Raw genomic sequence first — 18,632 nt, 5'->3', positions numbered from 1 at the left:
ATGACAAAGATCAAATCACTCGATGACCTGCGGAAACTAAAAGATGAGGTGCAGTCAAAAATCAAATTACGGGAAAAGGGAGACAATCCTGATCACCTGATCCAAATCAAAGTGTCGATGGCTACCTGCGGAATTGCTTCCGGCGCAAAAGAAACAATGAATTTTCTGATCGAAGAACTCGATCATCAAGGAATTGATGCGATTGTGACCCAAACAGGTTGCATGGGCTACTGCTATGCCGAACCGACTATAGAGCTACTTATTCCGGGCAAAGAAGCTGTTGTATATGGTTTTGTCGATAAGAACAAAGCTCAGGAAATTATTGAGAAGCATATTAAGCGGAATGAACTGGTTGACGGAATTATTCCGCCTACCTACAAAACCATTGATGACTAACTAAACCTACTGACATGGCAGAATTTAATACGCACATATTGGTCTGCGGAGGAACCGGATGTAAGGCGTCCCAAAGCGACCTGCTGAAAGCAAATTTAAACGCACGAATTGCCGAACACGGACTGCAGGATCAGGTTCAGGTATTGCACACCGGCTGTTTCGGTTTTTGCGAAAAAGGGCCGATCGTTAAAATTCAACCCGACAATACGTTCTACGTTTCTGTTGAACCGAAAGACGCGAATGAAATTGTAGATGAACACCTGGTTAAGGGTCGAAAAGTTGAGCGGCTACTGTACAAGGATCCCAAAACAAAGGAGAAAGTTGGAGACAGCAAACACATGGACTTCTACAAAAAACAGGTTCGTATCGCTTTGCGCAACTGCGGTTTTATCAATCCTGAAAATATTGACGAATATATCGGCCATGACGGTTACGCTGCTTTGGGCAAATGCCTCGAAATCTATCGTCCTGCCGAAGTAATCGACCTGATCAAAAAGTCGAGCCTGCGAGGCCGCGGAGGCGGTGGTTTCCCCACCGGCCTGAAATGGGAAATCACCCACAATGTTGCTGGCGACGAGAAATATGTGGTTTGTAATGCCGACGAAGGTGACCCCGGCGCATTTATGGATCGTTCCATTCTTGAGGGTGACCCACATACGGTTATTGAAGCGATGGCTATTTGCGGCTACTGCATTGGTGCGTCAAAAGGCTTGGTTTATATTCGTGCCGAATATCCACTGGCCATTAAACGCCTGAAAACAGCGCTCACCCAAGCGCGCGAATATGGCTTGCTGGGTACTGAAATATTGGGTTCCGACTTCAGTTTCGAAATTGAGATCCGCTATGGAGCCGGTGCTTTTGTTTGCGGCGAAGAAACAGCCCTTATCCACTCGATGGAGGGCAAGCGCGGCGAACCAACCTTCAAACCACCTTTCCCTTCCGAATCGGGTTATATGGGAAAACCGACCAACGTGAATAATGTTGAAACCTTCGCCAACATTCCGCCAATTATTAACAAAGGCCCTGAATGGTTCAGCAGTATTGGCACCGAAAAATCAAAAGGAACAAAAGTATTTGCCCTGGCAGGAAAAATAAATAATGTTGGCCTGATTGAAGTTCCGATGGGCACCACCCTTCGCGAAGTAATTTACGACATTGGCGGAGGAATAAAAGACGGCAAAAAATTCAAAGCCGTTCAAACCGGAGGGCCATCGGGTGGTTGCCTGACCACTGCCTTTCTGGACACTCCCATTGACTACGATAACCTAATTGCAGCCGGATCAATGATGGGTTCGGGCGGCATGATTGTTATGGACGAAGACGACTGCATGGTTTCAATCGCTAAATTCTATCTCGAATTCACCCTCGACGAATCATGCGGGAAATGCACTCCCTGCCGGATTGGCAACAAACGTCTGCATGAGATTCTGGTAAAAATAACCGAAGGAAAAGGAAACCGGGAAGACATTGACAAGCTTCGTATGCTGAGTCATGTGATTAAAGACTCGAGCCTTTGCGGGCTTGGACAAACTTCGCCCAACCCGGTTTTGTCGACCCTTGACAACTTTTTGAATGAATACGAAGCTCACGTCGACCATAAATCCTGCCCGGCCGGACAATGTAAAGCACTGATGCAATACGTGATCGATGAAGAAAAATGCACCGGCTGTACCTTGTGTTTCCGCAACTGCCCGGTAGGCGCCATCTCTGGCGAAAAACGGAGCCCACATTACATCGACCAAAAATTGTGCATCAAGTGTGGTGTGTGTTTCGAGAAATGTAAGTTTGACGCGATTTCAATCGTTTAAGAAAGAGGATCAATCATGGAAAAAATCAAATTAAATATCGATAATAAGACACTCGAAGTCCCAAAGGGGACGACGATTTTGGACGCCGCATCAGCGGTTGGTATCGACATTCCAACCCTGTGCCACATGAAGCTGCACGACATGAACATTGAAAATAAACCGGGTGGTTGCCGGGTTTGTGTGGTGGAAGTGAAAGGCCGCCGCAATCTTGCTCCGGCATGTTGCACCGAAGTTTCCGAAGGCATGGAAATCAGTACCCACTCCATTCGTGCTGTCAACGCTCGCCGCACCGTGCTCGAGCTCATTCTTTCCGACCACCCTTCCGACTGTTTGGTGTGCGCCAAATCGGGGAAATGCGATTTGCAGGATATGGCTCAAAACATGGGAATACGCCAAATTCATTTTCAAGGCGCACAGTCTCATTATCGCGAAGATACTTCTCCGGCAATCATTCGCGAACTCGACAAGTGCATTCTCTGTCGCCGTTGTATCACAATGTGTAACGAAGTTCAGTCCGTTGGTGTGCTGTCAATGATCAACCGGGGGTTCGAAGCGGTGGTTTCCCCGGCTTTCGAAATGAACCTGGACCACTCTGTTTGTACCTATTGCGGGCAATGTGTGGCTGTTTGCCCAACCGGCGCATTAACAGAGGTTGACGAAACCGGTGCTGTCATTCGTGCGCTTTCCGATCCCCAGAAAACGGTGATCGTTCAAACGGCTCCGGCTGTTCGGGCAGCTCTGGGCGAAGAATTTGAGATGGAAGCCGGCACCCTGGTAACCGGAAAAATGGTTTCAGCACTCCGTAGTTTAGGGTTCGATTATGTGTTCGACACCGACTTTGCTGCCGACCTAACCATCATGGAGGAAGGCACCGAACTTCTGAACCGTTTGGAGAAATTTCTTGCTGGCGACAAAAATGTGAAGATGCCAATCCTCACCTCCTGTTGTCCGGCTTGGGTGAAATTCTTTGAGCATCAATTCCCCGAACTAAAAGATATCCCCTCTACAGCGCGATCGCCTCAGCAAATGTTTGGCGCCATTGCCAAAACCTATTTTGCCGATAAAATTGGTGTAAAACGAGAGGATTTAGTTGTTGTTTCCATCATGCCTTGTGTGGCCAAAAAATACGAAAGCAGCCGCGACGAATTTGCAGTAAACGGCAACCCCGACGTTGACTATGCACTAACAACACGCGAGCTGGCTTCACTCATCAACATTGCCAATATCGATTTTAAATCGTTGCCGGAAGAAGATTTCGACCAGCCGTTGGGTGAATCAACCGGCGCTGGCGTTATTTTCGGAACAACCGGTGGCGTGATCGAAGCAGCTGTTCGCACGGCTTATGAAATCCAAACCGGAAAAACCCTGCCCCGCCTCGATTTTGAAGAACTTCGCGGTATGGAAGGTTTACGGAAAGCAACCATCGACTTTGACGGCATCCCCATCAACATTGGTATTGCTCACGGATTGGGTAATGCCCGCAAGCTTCTGGAGCAAATAAAAGCTGGCGAAAGTCAGTTTCATGCCATCGAAATCATGTCGTGTCCGGGTGGTTGTATTGGTGGAGGCGGACAACCGTACCATCATGGCGATGTTGAAATTCTCAAGAAACGACAAAAAGCGATCTACTCGGAAGATAAAAACAAAGCCTTACGTAAATCGCACGAAAACCCGCACATTCAAAAGCTTTACGAAGAATTTCTCGGTGCTCCGTTGAGCGAAAAAGCGCATCACCTGCTGCACACCAAGTATTTCGACCGAAGCTAACGCGAGGAGGTCATCAACAGTCATTCCGGTCACATCCATTCAATCGGCCGAAGTGCCAACCGGGAACGACCACTCTTGACAACCAAATGACTTTCAACCAAAGCGGAATAAACAATTAAAAAGTAAAACACATGACCAAAATAAAATTAGCAGATAAAGCAGTTGAGCTCATCAAAGAAATTTGCGCTCAATTCGACAACAAAGAAACGGAGCTGATTAATGTGCTGCACCAAACGCAACACAAGTTAGGCTACCTGCCTGCCGAAGTGCAGGAACTAATTGCCAAAGAGCTGAACATGTCGGTTGCTAAAGTATACGGTGTGGTGACATTCTATTCGTTCTTCACGATGCTGCCACAGGGACAGCACCCTATTTCAATTTGTATGGGAACGGCCTGCTATGTTCGTGGAGCCGAAAAAGTTCTCCACGAATTTAAGCGCCAACTGGGAATTGAAGTTGGCCAAACCTCGGTCGATGGGCGTTTTTCGTTGAGCTGCCTCCGCTGCGTAGGCGCTTGCGGACTGGCACCTGTGGTTCTGGTGGGTGAAAAAGTATACGGACGCGTTTCGCCTCAACAAGTTGGCAAAATTATTGGTGAATATCAGGAAGACTGCAACAGCGTACAAACGGCATAAACTGATCAACGCGTTCTTAGTTCGTACGAAAAAAGGCCAGGGAATGAACAGCACCCAAAATATTGTGTCCACTTTTGGGGTGCGGTTCATTTCAAAGAACGCAGGCATAATATAGCAAAAGTTTAATAGAGGCCATCCGAAAATTGACGGATAACTTGGTCTTCGCTTTACTAATTTTTAGCCCGGGTCAATTTTTCTTTCACTTACTGTCCGGTCAAATCAGATTGAACAGGCTTTGGGAGTTCTACCGTGACTAGAAAAACTGAATGGACGGGCTATGGGAATTCTCCCACATATCTAAAAATCAATTCGACTGGCTTTAGTAGTTCTCCCACGTAAAGAAAAATCAATTTGCCAGGCTTTGGGAGTTGCCCCATGCCTTCGCTGTGCGTTTGGCGAACTTTGGGAGTTCTCCCACAGTAAGAAAAATTGATTTGGCAGCCGAGAAACGAAGCACGCCAACCTTCTATTCTAAAATTCAGCTTAGCTCTTCTTGCAAAACATCTCGAATATCGAGGAAATTTCGCTCTAAGACCAGCATATTATCGATGAAAAAATTGTAGATATCAGCCCATTGGTTTTGGCGGTGTAAATCAAAACCCTCTTGTAATACAAAAATGCGGCAAACCTCTTCGCCATGTTCACGAGTGTAACAAATCTCCCACTGCAATCCGTTTTCAAACCCCTCTTCCAAAATCACCTTGTACTTTTCGAGTAATTCAAATATTTGCAGTCGCCGGTCTTCACTTTTAGCGTTCACTTCAATCATCACCCAGGCCTCAAAACGGTCTATATCAAACTTCAGGTCCAGACCCCCGATTTTGGTATCGTAAAGAATCCATTTTTTCTTCCGGTGTAGCAGTTGCGGAATAATCTCACAACGCTTCCCGAACATCATCCAGAAATTTTTTCGTAATTGCTTCGCTTCTTCTCGTGTGTACATAGGCTGAAATTGGACGGCAAAAGTAGCGAAGACCGGACAAGAAAAAAAATCCGATGTTCTGATCATGTAATTTCGTTCCGGATTGAACAAATCAACACCAATATTGTATCTTGAATTGAATCAACAGAACGATCGAAAATAAAATGCTCAAACAGCTAACAGCAACGTTTATCATTCTATCCATAGCCTGGCATATCTTGTCGGAAGCTGCTGTTTACCTATCGTTCAAAATCAATCAGGATTACATTGAAAAGTACCTGTGCGTTAACCGCGAAGATCCGGAGTCGGACTGCCATGGGTGCTGCCAGCTAAAAAAACAACTGGACGAACAGCAAAAACAAAAGCAAGAAGCACCCGATAGCAACCTGAAAAAAGTTGAAATTCAATATTTCCCGATCTCAGGATGGGAAGTGCGAAATTTTCCGATTTCGATTTGGAATCGTAAAAACGATTGTGATATCGCCGTTTATTCAATTGGCAAGAATGACATATTTCACCCTCCAAAATTTCGGTTCTTTCTTCTCACCTTAATTTAAAAAGAGGCATTCGCCTCTATTTATTCACCATAAGACAAACAAAATGAACATGAGAAACTCGCCTTTTCAGCGGAAAGGCTTGAAATACGTGCTGTTGCTAAGTTCGCTGATGCTATACTTCCTTCAGTCAGTTTGGGCTCAGCCGTCAACAATTCGTCTAATCGATCAGGAAAGTCGCGAGCCGATCCGGCAAGCCGCCTTTCAACATGGATCACAAGTCGGAATCTCCGATGACAATGGAATTATTCAGATTGAAAACGACCAATCGAGCACGCTTATCATTAGTCACCTTCAATTTGGGAAACAACAAATTGCCCCGGCTGAACTAGCGGTGGCTATACAAGCCGGAAGGCTGTTACTGAACCCGGAAACCCGGATGCTTCAACCTGTTGTGTACCTTCAACTTCACCCTAACGCGGGTGAAAAAGAAAGTATGAACTTTCAGTCGTCGGACTTACTGGAGCACGATGCCGGACATTTGCTCGACCAATTCATGTCTATTTCGAGCATTCGAAAAAGTGGGGCCTACGGTTTCGACCCGGTAGTGCGCGGGTTTAAGTACGATCAGGTTAATCTGGTCATTGACGGGGTTCAGGGTGCCACTGCCGGCTGTCCAAACCGCATGGATCCGGCTTCGAGTCAAGTGCCGATGAACATGATCAATCAGGCCGAAGTGATAAAAGGGCCCTACAGCCTGCGCTACGGAAACGCGTTTGGCGGAACGGTTAACTTTAAAAGCGCCGGATTCAACTTTACTGAAAAGGGTGCCCTTAGCGGACGCCTGAGCAGCAGCCTGGAAACGAATGGAAATATCTCGAGGACAGAGGGACTGGCAAACTACACCAACCGCATTGTTGACCTGAAGTTGTTTGGAGCCTATGCCACCGGCGATGATTATGAAGACGGTGACGGAATGACTGTCCCGGCACATTTCAACCGGCAAAACCTCGGGGGCAAATTGGGAATCAGGCTAAGTGAAAGCCAGGAAATAAGTGCCATGGTTGCCAATAACCATGCTGAAGAGGTTGATTTCCCCACCCTGCCAATGGATTTGCGGAACGATGACACCTGGCTCTTTAATCTGGGCCATTCAGCACGGTTCAATAAGGGGAAACTGGCCGACTGGAAAACCCGTTTGTACACCACAAAAGTGCACCACGTAATGGATAATTACGATAAAATGATAGACCCGCGTACGGTGGACGCCATTACGCATGCCAAGACCCAAAATTTTGGAGGAAGAACAGAACTGCGTTTCAATTTTGAAAAGTCGTGGCTGTTTGCCGGAACTGATCTGCGTGTTGAAAAAGCTGAAGGAGACCGCCAACGCACCATGCTGATGGGGGCTAATGCGGGCATGACCATGACAGACAATGTATGGCAGGACGCAATGATCAGAAAAAACGGGGTGTTTGCAGAATACCATCTGCCGGCCGACAACTACCAACTGGTTTTTTCGGCAAGAGCGGAGCTGAACCACGCTGAAGCCAGAAATCCTGATGAAGATTTTTCAACCCTGTATGAAGGTGATTTAAGCTCCGATTTGGTTAACCCGTCCTTCAGTTTGGGAGGCACCCGGCAACTTTCTGATCGTTTTTCGATTGCCTTGTGGGCGGGATTGGCTCAACGCAGCCCGGGGCTGGCCGAACGATATATCAACTATTTCCCGATCGGCATTGATCCGTATGAATTGGTTGGAAACCCAAATCTGAAAGCTGAAACCAATAAACAAATTGATTTGGTGCTCGGATGGAAATCGCCTAAGTCAGACATTAGCCTGAACATGTTTTCCGCTTTCGTTGGCAACTACATTTCGTCCGAGATTCGGGAAGACCTTAGCCCACGTATGGCAACCGCGCCGGGGGTGAGGCAATATACCAACATCGATCAGGCGCTACATGCCGGCTTTGAACTAAGCTGGAAACAAGACTATAGCGGCTACCTGCAACAAATAGCAGAACTGGCCTACACTTATGGCAAGAACGAGGATACCGGCGAAGCGCTTCCCGAGATTCCGCCGATGGAGTTCCGTTACCGGCTGCTGGGTTCATTTGTTGGGCAAAAACTGCAAACCGAAATCAGTTACCGACATTCGTTTGAGCAAGATCGGGTGGCCGCCAGCTATGGCGAAAATGAAACTCCGGCGTTCGATGTGGTCGATCTGAAAACCAGTTACCGCATCAAACAAACAATTAGTTTTAGCGCCGGTATCAACAATTTATTTGATGAAGCCTATTACGAGCATCTGAGCCGAACGATCAATGGTTCAACCCGCCCATTATATTCTCCGGGGAGAAGCTTTTATTTCAGCCTCGCATTCAACTTTCTATAACTAAAAAAGGCGAGGGGCAACTCTCGTTCCCCCTCGCCTTTCCTTGAAAAAAGACCTCTTTCAGAAGACTATATTATTCAGATCCGTTTTTAGTCTCAACAAGAACGACTCCATTGCCTCCGCGAGTTCCGTATACAGCAGTCCCCGAATCCTTAACGACATCAATACTTTTAATCGCAGCCGGAGTTAAAGCGGCAAATGTTGTTTTGTCGACAACAATTCCGTCAACAACAAACAGCGCGCAGTTGTCAGAATTCATTGAGTTCGGTCCCCGAACAACAACATCTCCGTTGTCAAACACATCAACACCCGGAAACCGACCTTCAATCAGGTCGTAAATACTTGCATACTGAGCGAAATTAGCGTCATCGTCTCTTACCTGGGATACGGCATTCAGCTTCTCGGCATCGCTTACGTGACCATAGCCAACGGCGTAAGTTCGCGCTTTTTCTCCCGGTTTCAAAAATAGATTGACCGCAACAAACTTAATTTGTTCGTCCAGTTTGACTGCCCGGGAAGAGAATCCGTGGGCTGAGATTTTCAGTTTATCTTTTGGTGCTACTTCTACTGTAAACTGCCCGAGCGAGTCGGTCTCAACAATCTGTTTTGTGCTGCTAACTCTTACCGATGCTCCGATGACTGAAATCTCATCGAAGGTTGTTACGACACCTTTAATAAGCCGGTTTTGTGCCTGTCCTAAGGAAAAAAGGCCACATGCGATGATTGCAAAAATCAGTTTCTTCATTCGTTTGTATTGTTTCGGGGTTGCTTCATAAATATAGGCAAAATATCGCCGAACATCCGTAATGCCTGATGAAAAATTACCGACAGCTTTGACTGAGAGCAGTTCTGTAAAAGATATTAAACCCAGGTTGAAAAGCCACCTTCGGGTGAACAACCGGAACTAAAAAAGCCGCTCTCCTTTCGGAAGCGGCTTTTCAATTTTATCTGTATTACAGAATTACTTCTTGTATACTTTTTTATATCCGTAGATTGCGGCTTCACCCAATTGTTCTTCGATGCGAAGTAATTGGTTGTATTTTGCCATACGGTCTGAACGGCTCAATGAACCTGTTTTAATTTGACCTGAGTTTGTTGCTACAGCGATGTCGGCAATAGTTGAATCTTCAGTTTCACCTGAACGGTGAGAAGTTACTGAAGTATAACCTGCACGGTGAGCCATTTCAATAGCATCCAATGTTTCAGTCAATGTACCAATTTGGTTTACTTTGATCAGGATTGAGTTAGCAGCTCCCAATTCAATACCTTTTTGCAGGTACTCAACGTTAGTCACGAACAAGTCGTCACCAACCAACTGGCATTTGTCGCCCAATTTAGCGTTCAAGGCAACCCATCCGTCCCAGTCACCTTCGTGCATTCCGTCTTCGATTGAGTCGATTGGGAAGTTTTCAACCAAAGAAGCCAGGAATTCTACTTGCTCTGCTGACGTACGTTTAGCGCCGTTAGCACCTTCGAATTTGCTGTAATCGTAAATTCCGTCTTTGTAGAATTCAGAAGCAGCACAGTCCAAAGCGATAGAAACATCACCGCCATCTTCTTTACGACCTGGTTTGTAACCGGCGTTTTTGATTGCTTCGATGATCGAGTTCAATGCGTCTTCAGTACCGTCCAATGCAGGAGCGAAACCACCTTCGTCACCTACAGCAGTGCTCAAACCGCGTTTGCTCAATACTTTTTTCAGGCTGTGGAAAACTTCAGCACCCATTCGCAAACCTTCGCGGAATGATGGCGCGCCGATTGGGCGAATCATAAATTCCTGAAATGCGATAGGAGCATCAGAGTGTGAACCACCGTTGATGATGTTCATCATTGGAACAGGCAACGTTTTTGCGTTTGCTCCGCCGATGTAACGATATAAAGGTAATCCGAATGCTTCGGCAGCAGCTTTAGCAACAGCTAAAGAAACACCCAACATTGCATTGGCTCCTAATTTAGATTTGGTTTTAGTTCCATCCAGAGCCAACAATTTGGCATCTAAAGCAACTTGGTCAGAGGCATCCATACCAATGATTTCTTTCGCGATCACTGTGTTTACGTTTTCAACAGCTTTCAAAACACCTTTACCTAAGTAACGGCCTTTGTCGCCATCACGCAATTCAAGTGCTTCGTTTTCACCGGTTGATGCACCAGATGGTACTGCTGCTAAACCTACAGCGCCACACTCCAAAGTGATTTCCACTTCTACAGTTGGATTTCCGCGAGAATCAAGGATTTCTCTACCAACAACGTTACTAATTAACATGATTTATGGTTTTGAATTAAACTTAATATATAACCTTTTAAGACTGATTGAAATCAGCTTTTTTTAAAGCCGCAACAAATATAGCAAATCCGCTCCACTTTCAATGTGTCGGCTTCAAGGAATAACTTTAATTTAACCCGATTTCAAGAACCAATAAATCAATTAGAAACTAGTGAACTGATTGTATTTTCGGCCTCTCCTATAATCCAATACATCAACATCTTGAACCGTAACCAACGCTCCCTTTTCGGAGGCATCAATCAGCTGCTTCACCTTTTCCCGGAACGCTTCAATACGTGGTTTCTCGTCAACAATTTCAATCGCTACCGGAACATGATTCTTGGGAAATTCCATTTTAACACTATAAATGGAATGACTTGCCCCAAAGGATAATATCCCGCGATAAACAGTTGCGCCGCCCAGACCGAAGTCACGGGCTTCCCGAACGATTTCTTCATAAAGTGGCATATTCCCGACCATATCTGTTTCGGAAATGTAAATCTTCAATAAACGAATCGCACCTTCCATATCTTCACTTTTTTACGAATTGATGATTAAGTTTCCAATAGTAATTACTGAGTTCCGATTCATTAAGTTTGATTATTTTACGTAAATAAAAATTAAAAACCACTTTATTCCACAAGAAGGTTAGCTCAACCGAGAACCGTTCCCATACTGTTCATTTTTTACTGTACAGAGACCTAAAACACAGCATCGGCAACATTACCGCGATGTTCCTTAGTTGCCTGGATTGTCGTTGCCGAAAACTCACCCCCCCTCTGCGGCCTCCTGTTTGCTACCTGCCGGGGAGCGCAAAAAAAAGAGCAAAATCCCGCCGTCCGGAACCCGAGAAATTTCCGGCAAGGCGGTCTGAGCCAGCATTCTTCGACTTTTAATATCGCTAGTATGCTTCAATCTACTATTTTTGGTTCTGAAAAACACTGATAACAATGACTCGAATCTGTCGCCAAACATTAATCCTCTGCTTTCTTTGCCTGATTTTCAGCACTACTGAAGCGCAGCAACCCAAAACAATACAGACCTTTTTCGACCAATGGACACGGCAAGAAAACTTAACTCACGCCTCGATCGGATTTTATGCGCAAGAGGTTGAAAGCGGAACTGTACTGGCAAGCTCGTCGCCACAGTTGAGTTTGGTGCCGGCGTCAACCATGAAACTGCTGACAACATCGACAGCCCTGGAGTTGCTCGGCGCTAATTATCGATTTGAAACGAAACTTGCCTATCATGGACTGCTGCGAAACGATACGCTTTTCGGCGATATCGTGGTAATTGGCGGAGGCGATCCCGCATTGGGATCGAAGTATTTCAGAGACCATCCGGATTACGTAGATTTTATTCAGAAGTGGGCCAATGCTGTACGCCAGCTAAATATCCGCCACGTTACCGGCAATATCATAATCGACTGCTCAATTTATGATGACGAGCGAATTCCTAATACCTGGATCTGGGAAGATATGGGAAACTACTATGGAGCCGGCGTGTTTGGACTGAGCGCGTACGACAATACCTACGAAATACACCTGCTTTCGCCATCGGAACCAAACCAAGCAACCAAGCTGTTGTACACAATCCCTCATCTTCCCGAAATTGAATTTGACAACCGTGTGCTTTCGTCGAATGAGAATCGCGACAAAGCCTACGTTTTTGGTAGTCCGCTCGATACAAAAAGAGTTATCCGCGGAACAATCCCGAAGGATCGCAAGGATTTTAAAGTGAAAGCCTCAATCCCGAATCCGCCGTTTTTAGTTGGGACTCAACTTCTGCAGGAACTCAGGTTAAAAGGAATAAGTTTAGCCGGCCAAATACAATGCAGTGGATGGGAGAACAAAGACTGTCTGACCCCTGTTTCTGTGATCAAGTCGCCAACTCTGGCCACCATAATATCGGTGACGAACTATGAAAGTGTGAACCTGTTTGCCGAGCACATTTTGAAACATATCGCTTACAAAGCCACCGGGTATGGAACCCGTGAAAACGGAATAAAGCTCGTTCGTGACTTTTGGGAAACTCAAGGCATGAATCTGGAATCAATGTTCATGGAAGATGGAAGTGGCCTGTCGCGCTTCAACGCACTAACGGCTGAGCAGCTGGTGTTTGTTTTAAACTACATGAAAACCCGAAGTATCAATTCCAACGCATTTTTTAGCAGTCTGCCTGCGGTACCCGACGGAACACTCTGGTATTTTAATCACTCCTTGTTTCCGCAGAAATCGTTACGCGCCAAAAGTGGTAGCATGACGCGTGTTCGTTGTTTTGCCGGTCAGCTTCGAAAATCGGACGGCAAAGAAATTCTTTTCACCGTATTTTTAAATAATTTTTCATGCAGTCAGGGACAGGCGATTAAATCGATTGAACAACTGTTGGCTGCCATCCGGAACCAGTAGCTTATTATCAAGTCTTTTTTTTGTAAAGGGAAAAGGAATGTGCACCGGCAGTCAGTTTAATCGTTCGAAAGGAAACGTTAGCAAATTTTCGGAGTTTTCAGGTGCAACCAAATACCACTTGTCAGATCCTTTTTCATGCTTCATAATGAAATACAAGTTGTTTTTGGTGCAAATTTTAAAATAGTCAGTCGCAGACCAATTCGAACTAAGATCGTATTGATACCAATGATCTGTGATTTTCTTGATTTCAAACCGAACCATGTTCCAATAAAAACATACCGGAAATTCATCGGTTGTACGACTTGGGTAACAGTCAACTTTTATTGGAACCTGAATCATGACAAATTTTTATTAGCGATTTTACACTATTCATACTCTATGTTCATTCTATTCGGTGATCCCTTTTTTGTTTGAAATCGAATAAATTCATGAACACCAAAGAACTTTCCCTGCTCTTTCCATTATTGTTTACGGAGATATTGGCAACAGAGGTTCACACTATTTCAATTGAAAATAGAAGTGAGCTGAAAAAATCAGAAAAAAATTGACTAATCGCGAGGTCCTCCGATCAGGTTAAAGGTGCCATGAAGTAGGAGCTGCAAAGCAGTCCGGCAACCGTTGGAAAAAAATCGAAAGAAAGTGAGTGAAACGAATGGTATGGAAGGACGTTCGGTAGTTTATTCGAACTGAATGTCGACCAGAAAGCGGTAACACTTCATAATCCCTTTGTTGAATTCCAATTTTCGAATCGGTGAGAGTCCGATTTGCTCCCTCACGCGATTCACATCCATCAACGTTGGCCGGTTTAAACGCCCCATTTTTAAGCCGTATGCCGTTTTCAGGGTTGAGCCTTTAAACCGAAGTACATACGAGCTGCCACGAGCGGGATGAATGTGGATGTATCGTTCATCCCCGTTTCCTTCCCGAACAATCCATCGCGAGCCATCCGACAACAAAAGCTCGAGATACCCTTTATGTATTAAAACCGACTTCCGGAAAGCTTCCGGCTCAAATCGACTCTCAGATTGAAGAATTGCTGCTATTTCCGTGCTCAGATGTGCAACCGTCAGAAGGCCGGTATACACATCGATATAATTATTGCACAGCTGTTGCAGTTGTTCATGAACAAGGCTAGCAGGAGCATTCTCCAATTGCGATAATGCATATGCACAGTGATGTTTGAAGGCATTTAACCGGAAAGGAACAGGTATATTATTGACATCTTGATGCATATCAATCAGATTTACCGATCAAATTTAACCGATTTTACAACCAACAAAAAAGGAACGATCAGCTAGCCGCTAATTTTTTACTACCACGAAATACGGCCAACGCCGTTCATCCACTCCTCTACTTCTTCAAGAGAAACCAGATTCGCATCGCCGCTAATTGTGTGTTTCAGCGAAGACGCACCAACAGCAAAATTCAAACTATGAAGGTCTTCATCCGCCCAATTGATGAGTCCAAAAATCATAGCACCGGCAAAAGCATCACCGCCACCTACCCGGTCAACTATGTGAGTGATCTTATATTCCCGGGATTCGATTAATTCTTTTCCATTGTAAACCAGCCCCACTAACGAATTGTTTGAAGCGTTGATACTTCCACGTCTTGTCGTTATAATCTTTTTAACTTTAGGGCACTTTTTCATCACAATTTGCGCCACTGTTAAAAACGATTCTTTGCTAAACTTGCCACGAAGGCTATCATCGATATCCAATCCCATCGCATGTTCCGCGTCATATTCGTTCCCGATAATAATATCACACATGGGCAACAAATCAGGCATCACTTCATTCGGTGTTTTACCGTATTTCCATAGATTACTCCGGAGATTTATGTCGCACGAAATTGTTAGTCCGCGCTTGTGAGCTTCTTTCACGCCTTCGGCAAGAACCTCGGTCGCTCCGTCAGAAATTGCCGCACTTAATCCCGACCAATGAAACCAATCAGCTCCGTCAAAGGCTTTGTCCCAGTCAATCATTCCGGGTTGCAGAGTGGCAAACGAAGAATCTTCGCGATCGTAGACCACTTTAGAGCCTCGGTTTACTGCTCCGGTCTCGAGAAAGTAGATCCCCAGGCGTTTACCGCCGAAAACGATATTTTGAGTTCCAACGCCATACTTCTTTAGCGATCGAACACATACTTCACCGATGTCGTTAGCTGGCACACGGGTAATGTATTCGGTTTGCAAACCGAAATTAGCTAAAGAAATAGCGACATTCGCCTCTCCTCCACCATAGGTCGCACAAAACTTATCGGCTTGTGCAAAACGTTCATGTTCCTCTGTCGCCAGTCTCAGCAGAATTTCTCCAAATGCAACTACTTTCTTCATGATATTAATATCTATTTATATTCCTCAAACAAAATCTTCGTATTTCAAACAAATCGGCCAAAGCGCTCTATGAACAACCGGCAGGCTTTTTTTTGAAACGGTTCACTCTGTCAGTATCTCAACTCAGTTCCGCCACTTTCCGGGTTGCCATTCAAAAACTTTTCATTCAACCAACACCGACAAACCACCGCGACAACACGTTCACTTACTCTCCCGGATAATTGTAATTGCCGATTAGTTGCCACGAATCAGGTTTCCCAAAGCAAAACGCCCGCTCCCAAAAACCAAAACTGTTGTAAAAAGCAGCAAATACAGCAAAGCCATTTCCTGTTTGGCAAATGGCTGGCCTGCGTGAATCACAAATGCTGCAACTGCCATTGTTATAACCAAAGGAATGGCCGCCAAACGCGTGGCGATTCCCAAAATCACCAATACCGAACACAGAACCTCTGCGAAAATGACTAATATTAAAGATGGCAACGCCCCTATTCCAAATGGATCAGCAAAGGATGTATCTCCTGAAATCAACTTCATAAATTTAGGAATTCCGTGCGTTAGCATAAAAGCTCCGGAACCAGCACGCAAAACCAAAAGCCATAAATTTTCCACAAACTCGTTCGACCTCGAGCCAAGCATTCTTTTTGCCATAACGTTCTCTATTGAGTTTTAATTTCTTTTTTTTAGAAACCAATCACTGCTCTTTTTATTCTAAACCAACAAAACAGGTTCCATACAAACTTCCATTTCGTATGTTTTGGGTTAGATTGAAAAAGCAAAAAACAATTTCGGGAGCCAAAAATAATCAATCTGTTAATTGATCATGGTTCTCGCAAGCAAATTTACTGTTACTTTTCATGCATGAGTAAAAAAACAACGCTTAAGCCCCGTATAACTTACTATTTCAAAGCTTACAAGGGCATTCCAAGACCATTCCAATAAAAAATCAACTCAATTACTTACAATTTAATTTTGCGTTTCGGAATTAATTCATACTTTTGCTTCATTATAAAAATAAAAGATGAAAATATCGGCTATCATATCTAACGTTGTTGTCCTTTTGGTCATTGTCATTTCCCAAGCGAAGTGAGGATGTTGCGCGTAGATATTTCAGATAGCCATTCTCACTAAAAGGGAATGGCTTTTTTCATTTTTAACAGACAAATAATGAGACACTTATCAACATATCATTTGGTGGTCACTCTAGTCGTCATTCTTAGTTGTTACTGAGAAAGGCCATCGATTGTTGAAACACAATACAATAAGCCTTTCCAGAAATGAGAAAGGCTTTTTTTTAGGACACAAAATAAGCACACAATGCAAAACAAATTAAGATCAGCGACAACGACACAAGGCAAAAGAATGGCCGGAGCACGGAGTTTATGGCGTGCTAACGGAATGAAGGAAGAGCAATTCGGAAAACCGATGATTGCGATCGTCAATTCGTTCACCCAATTTGTTCCAGGCCATGTTCACCTTCACCATATTGGCCAGTTTCTGAAAGAAGAAATCGAAAAGCAAGGTTGTTTTGCAGCCGAGTTCAACACCATTGCCGTTGATGACGGAATTGCGATGGGACATGACGGGATGCTTTACTCGCTCCCCTCGCGCGATGTGATTGCCGACAGTGTTGAATACATGTGTAATGCGCACAAGGTAGATGCAATGGTTTGCATCTCGAACTGCGATAAAATTACGCCGGGGATGATGATGGCTGCTATGCGGCTCAATATTCCGGTCATATTTGTTTCGGGTGGCCCGATGGAAGCAGGTGTTGTTGACGGGAAAAAATACGATTTGGTAGATGCCATGGTATTGGGCGCTGACCCAAATGTTGATGAAGAGCATTTGTCGCGGGTAGAACGTGACGCCTGCCCCACATGCGGAAGCTGCTCCGGCATGTTCACGGCCAACTCGATGAACTGTTTGGCCGAAGCCTTAGGAGTGGCACTCCCTGGAAACGGAACCATACTGGCGACACACGCCAACCGCAAACGCCTGTTTGAAACAGCAGCTCAGCAAATCGTAGAAATCACCTACGATTATTATATGAACGGGAATGAAAAAGTTCTTCCCCGGAATATTGCAACAAAAGCTGCGTTCGAAAATGCCATGAAATTGGATATTGCGATGGGAGGATCAACCAATACGGTTCTGCATATTCTGGCTATCGCTCACGAAGCCGGAGTCGATTTCACCATGAAGAGAATCAACGAACTATCTAAAATAACCCCAAACCTGTGTAAGGTTGCACCCAATGGACATTACCACATTCAGGATGTCAACCGTGCGGGTGGAATCCTGGGAATTCTGGCGGAACTAAGCCGCGGAGGTCTTTTGGATACGAGCGTTCCTCGTGCCGATGGGCTTACTCTGGCCGAAGCAATTGCCCGGTACGACATCATGAATGATACGGCCACTCCCGAAAACATTCAACGCTATAAATCAGCTCCGGGAGGATTCCGCAATCTGGTGATGGGATCTCAGGAGAACTACTATGAAGAGCTTGACAAAGATCGTGCGAAAGGATGTATCCGCGACCTGGAACATGCCTACAGCAAAGACGGTGGTTTGGCCATTCTTTATGGCAATATTGCCGAAGATGGATGCATTGTAAAAACAGCCGGTGTCGATCCCTCGGTCTATCAGTTTAAAGGCACTGCCAGGGTTTTCGAATCGCAGGAAGATGCCGTAAACGGTATTCTAGGCGATGCGGTTCAAGCAGGCGATGTGGTCATCATTCGCTACGAAGGTCCCAAAGGCGGTCCCGGTATGCAGGAAATGCTTTATCCAACGTCGTACTTAAAATCAATGAAACTTGACAAGCAGTGCGCTCTGCTGACCGACGGACGTTTCTCCGGAGGAACTTCAGGCTTATCAATTGGTCATGCCTCACCTGAGGCGGCTGCCGGTGGTGCCATTGCCCTCATCAAGAATGGCGACCCAATCGAGATTGATATTCCTGCACGAAAAATCAACGTCCTGATCAGTCAGGATGAACTCGATCAACGAAGAACAGAAGAAGAGGCGAAAGGGAAAGACGCGTTCAAACCCACAAACCGCCAACGAAATATTAGCAAAGCACTGAAAGCCTATGCCAGCTTGGTTTCATCGGCCGACAAAGGTGCAGTTCGATTAATCGACTAGTAATCAATAAAACATGAATTATATGGCAACGAAACGAGTTAAAGGTTCACAAGCTGTTATCCTTT

The 18,632-nt window shown here is 45.2% G+C and carries 15 protein-coding genes; 8 read left to right on the top strand and 7 right to left on the bottom strand.

Annotated features, from left to right (window positions below; all coding sequences use genetic code 11):
- The 4 genes from ABZD21_RS15065 to nuoE all read left to right on the top strand — a co-directional run bounded on the left by ABZD21_RS15065 (nt 1) and on the right by nuoE (nt 4,606).
- Nucleotides 1–396, top strand: coding sequence for a ferredoxin (locus ABZD21_RS15065; RefSeq protein WP_372775895.1), 396 nt, complete (start codon nt 1–3; stop codon nt 394–396).
- A gap of 14 nt (nt 397–410) precedes the next feature.
- A complete protein-coding gene (locus ABZD21_RS15060) occupies nt 411–2,204 on the top strand; it encodes an NADH-ubiquinone oxidoreductase-F iron-sulfur binding region domain-containing protein (protein ID WP_372775894.1) in 1,794 nt (597 codons plus the stop codon).
- Between the two features lie 15 nt (nt 2,205–2,219).
- Entirely contained in the window at nt 2,220–3,971 is a 1,752-nt protein-coding gene (locus ABZD21_RS15055; RefSeq protein ID WP_372775893.1) for an NADH-dependent [FeFe] hydrogenase, group A6, read from the top strand.
- Between the two features lie 131 nt (nt 3,972–4,102).
- Nucleotides 4,103–4,606, top strand: coding sequence for an NADH-quinone oxidoreductase subunit NuoE (nuoE, locus tag ABZD21_RS15050; protein WP_372775892.1), 504 nt, complete (start codon nt 4,103–4,105; stop codon nt 4,604–4,606).
- A 478-nt stretch (nt 4,607–5,084) separates the two neighbouring features.
- On the opposite strand, the gene ABZD21_RS15045 is transcribed toward nuoE, so the two are convergent.
- Nucleotides 5,085–5,549 carry a DUF4268 domain-containing protein gene (locus tag ABZD21_RS15045; protein WP_372775891.1) on the bottom strand — a complete coding sequence of 155 codons (465 nt, stop codon included), beginning with the start codon at nt 5,547–5,549 and terminating at the stop codon, nt 5,085–5,087.
- A gap of 143 nt (nt 5,550–5,692) precedes the next feature.
- Between ABZD21_RS15045 and ABZD21_RS15040 the strand changes: the two genes are divergently transcribed.
- The gene (locus ABZD21_RS15040; RefSeq protein WP_372775890.1) at nt 5,693–6,085 is read left to right on the top strand and encodes a hypothetical protein; all 393 of its coding nucleotides are present in this window, start codon (nt 5,693–5,695) and stop codon (nt 6,083–6,085) included.
- Nucleotides 6,086–6,128: 43 nt separating this feature from the next.
- A complete protein-coding gene (locus ABZD21_RS15035) occupies nt 6,129–8,417 on the top strand; it encodes a TonB-dependent receptor domain-containing protein (protein ID WP_372775889.1) in 2,289 nt (762 codons plus the stop codon).
- A 73-nt stretch (nt 8,418–8,490) separates the two neighbouring features.
- Here the strand turns inward: ABZD21_RS15035 and ABZD21_RS15030 are convergent, their stop codons facing one another.
- The 3 genes from ABZD21_RS15030 to ABZD21_RS15020 form a co-directional block, all read right to left on the bottom strand.
- Nucleotides 8,491–9,162, bottom strand: a complete 672-nt coding sequence (locus ABZD21_RS15030; protein WP_372775888.1) for a TonB-dependent receptor plug domain-containing protein — start codon at nt 9,160–9,162, stop codon at nt 8,491–8,493.
- A gap of 216 nt (nt 9,163–9,378) precedes the next feature.
- A complete protein-coding gene (eno, locus tag ABZD21_RS15025) occupies nt 9,379–10,680 on the bottom strand; it encodes a phosphopyruvate hydratase (protein WP_372775887.1) in 1,302 nt (433 codons plus the stop codon).
- A 162-nt stretch (nt 10,681–10,842) separates the two neighbouring features.
- On the bottom strand, nt 10,843–11,208 hold the full coding sequence (locus ABZD21_RS15020) for a DUF190 domain-containing protein (protein ID WP_372775886.1): 366 nt from the start codon (nt 11,206–11,208) through the stop codon (nt 10,843–10,845).
- Between the two features lie 422 nt (nt 11,209–11,630).
- On the opposite strand from ABZD21_RS15020, the gene dacB reads away from it, so the two are divergent.
- Nucleotides 11,631–13,088, top strand: coding sequence for a D-alanyl-D-alanine carboxypeptidase/D-alanyl-D-alanine-endopeptidase (dacB, locus tag ABZD21_RS15015; protein WP_372775885.1), 1,458 nt, complete (start codon nt 11,631–11,633; stop codon nt 13,086–13,088).
- 677 nt (nt 13,089–13,765) lie between these two features.
- Here dacB and ABZD21_RS15010 read toward each other — a convergent pair.
- The 3 genes from ABZD21_RS15010 to ABZD21_RS15000 form a co-directional block, all read right to left on the bottom strand.
- A complete protein-coding gene (locus ABZD21_RS15010; protein WP_372775884.1) occupies nt 13,766–14,320 on the bottom strand; it encodes a hypothetical protein in 555 nt (184 codons plus the stop codon).
- Between the two features lie 80 nt (nt 14,321–14,400).
- Nucleotides 14,401–15,423: a PfkB family carbohydrate kinase gene (locus tag ABZD21_RS15005; protein ID WP_372775883.1), complete on the bottom strand. Its 1,023-nt coding sequence runs from the start codon at nt 15,421–15,423 to the stop codon at nt 14,401–14,403.
- A 234-nt stretch (nt 15,424–15,657) separates the two neighbouring features.
- On the bottom strand, nt 15,658–16,071 hold the full coding sequence (locus tag ABZD21_RS15000) for a DoxX family protein (RefSeq protein ID WP_372775882.1): 414 nt from the start codon (nt 16,069–16,071) through the stop codon (nt 15,658–15,660).
- 666 nt (nt 16,072–16,737) lie between these two features.
- Here ABZD21_RS15000 and ilvD point away from each other — a divergent pair.
- The gene (gene ilvD, locus ABZD21_RS14995) at nt 16,738–18,567 is read left to right on the top strand and encodes a dihydroxy-acid dehydratase (protein WP_372775881.1); all 1,830 of its coding nucleotides are present in this window, start codon (nt 16,738–16,740) and stop codon (nt 18,565–18,567) included.
- The last annotated feature ends 65 nt before the right edge of the window (nt 18,568–18,632 follow it).

Source organism: Mangrovibacterium sp. (assembly GCF_041596335.1).
Classification (GTDB): Bacteria; Bacteroidota; Bacteroidia; order Bacteroidales; family Prolixibacteraceae; genus Mangrovibacterium.
This window is presented reverse-complemented; position numbering and strand designations above follow the sequence as displayed.

Bases quoted from the DNA above. Each gene is read 5' to 3' on its own strand.
- ABZD21_RS15020 (WP_372775886.1), bottom strand. From the start codon at position 11,208: ATGGAAGGTGCGATTCGTTTATTGAAGATTTACATTTCCGAAACAGAT.
- ABZD21_RS15030 (WP_372775888.1), bottom strand. From the start codon at position 9,162: ATGAAGAAACTGATTTTTGCAATCATCGCATGTGGCCTTTTTTCCTTA.
- ABZD21_RS15005 (WP_372775883.1), bottom strand. From the start codon at position 15,423: ATGAAGAAAGTAGTTGCATTTGGAGAAATTCTGCTGAGACTGGCGACA.
- ABZD21_RS15000 (WP_372775882.1), bottom strand. From the start codon at position 16,071: ATGGCAAAAAGAATGCTTGGCTCGAGGTCGAACGAGTTTGTGGAAAAT.
- ABZD21_RS15060 (WP_372775894.1), top strand. From the start codon at position 411: ATGGCAGAATTTAATACGCACATATTGGTCTGCGGAGGAACCGGATGT.
- ABZD21_RS15035 (WP_372775889.1), top strand. From the start codon at position 6,129: ATGAACATGAGAAACTCGCCTTTTCAGCGGAAAGGCTTGAAATACGTG.
- ABZD21_RS15010 (WP_372775884.1), bottom strand. From the start codon at position 14,320: ATGCATCAAGATGTCAATAATATACCTGTTCCTTTCCGGTTAAATGCC.
- ABZD21_RS15040 (WP_372775890.1), top strand. From the start codon at position 5,693: ATGCTCAAACAGCTAACAGCAACGTTTATCATTCTATCCATAGCCTGG.
- ABZD21_RS15045 (WP_372775891.1), bottom strand. From the start codon at position 5,549: ATGTACACACGAGAAGAAGCGAAGCAATTACGAAAAAATTTCTGGATG.
- eno (WP_372775887.1), bottom strand. From the start codon at position 10,680: ATGTTAATTAGTAACGTTGTTGGTAGAGAAATCCTTGATTCTCGCGGA.
- dacB (WP_372775885.1), top strand. From the start codon at position 11,631: ATGACTCGAATCTGTCGCCAAACATTAATCCTCTGCTTTCTTTGCCTG.
- ilvD (WP_372775881.1), top strand. From the start codon at position 16,738: ATGCAAAACAAATTAAGATCAGCGACAACGACACAAGGCAAAAGAATG.
- ABZD21_RS15065 (WP_372775895.1), top strand. From the start codon at position 1: ATGACAAAGATCAAATCACTCGATGACCTGCGGAAACTAAAAGATGAG.
- ABZD21_RS15055 (WP_372775893.1), top strand. From the start codon at position 2,220: ATGGAAAAAATCAAATTAAATATCGATAATAAGACACTCGAAGTCCCA.
- nuoE (WP_372775892.1), top strand. From the start codon at position 4,103: ATGACCAAAATAAAATTAGCAGATAAAGCAGTTGAGCTCATCAAAGAA.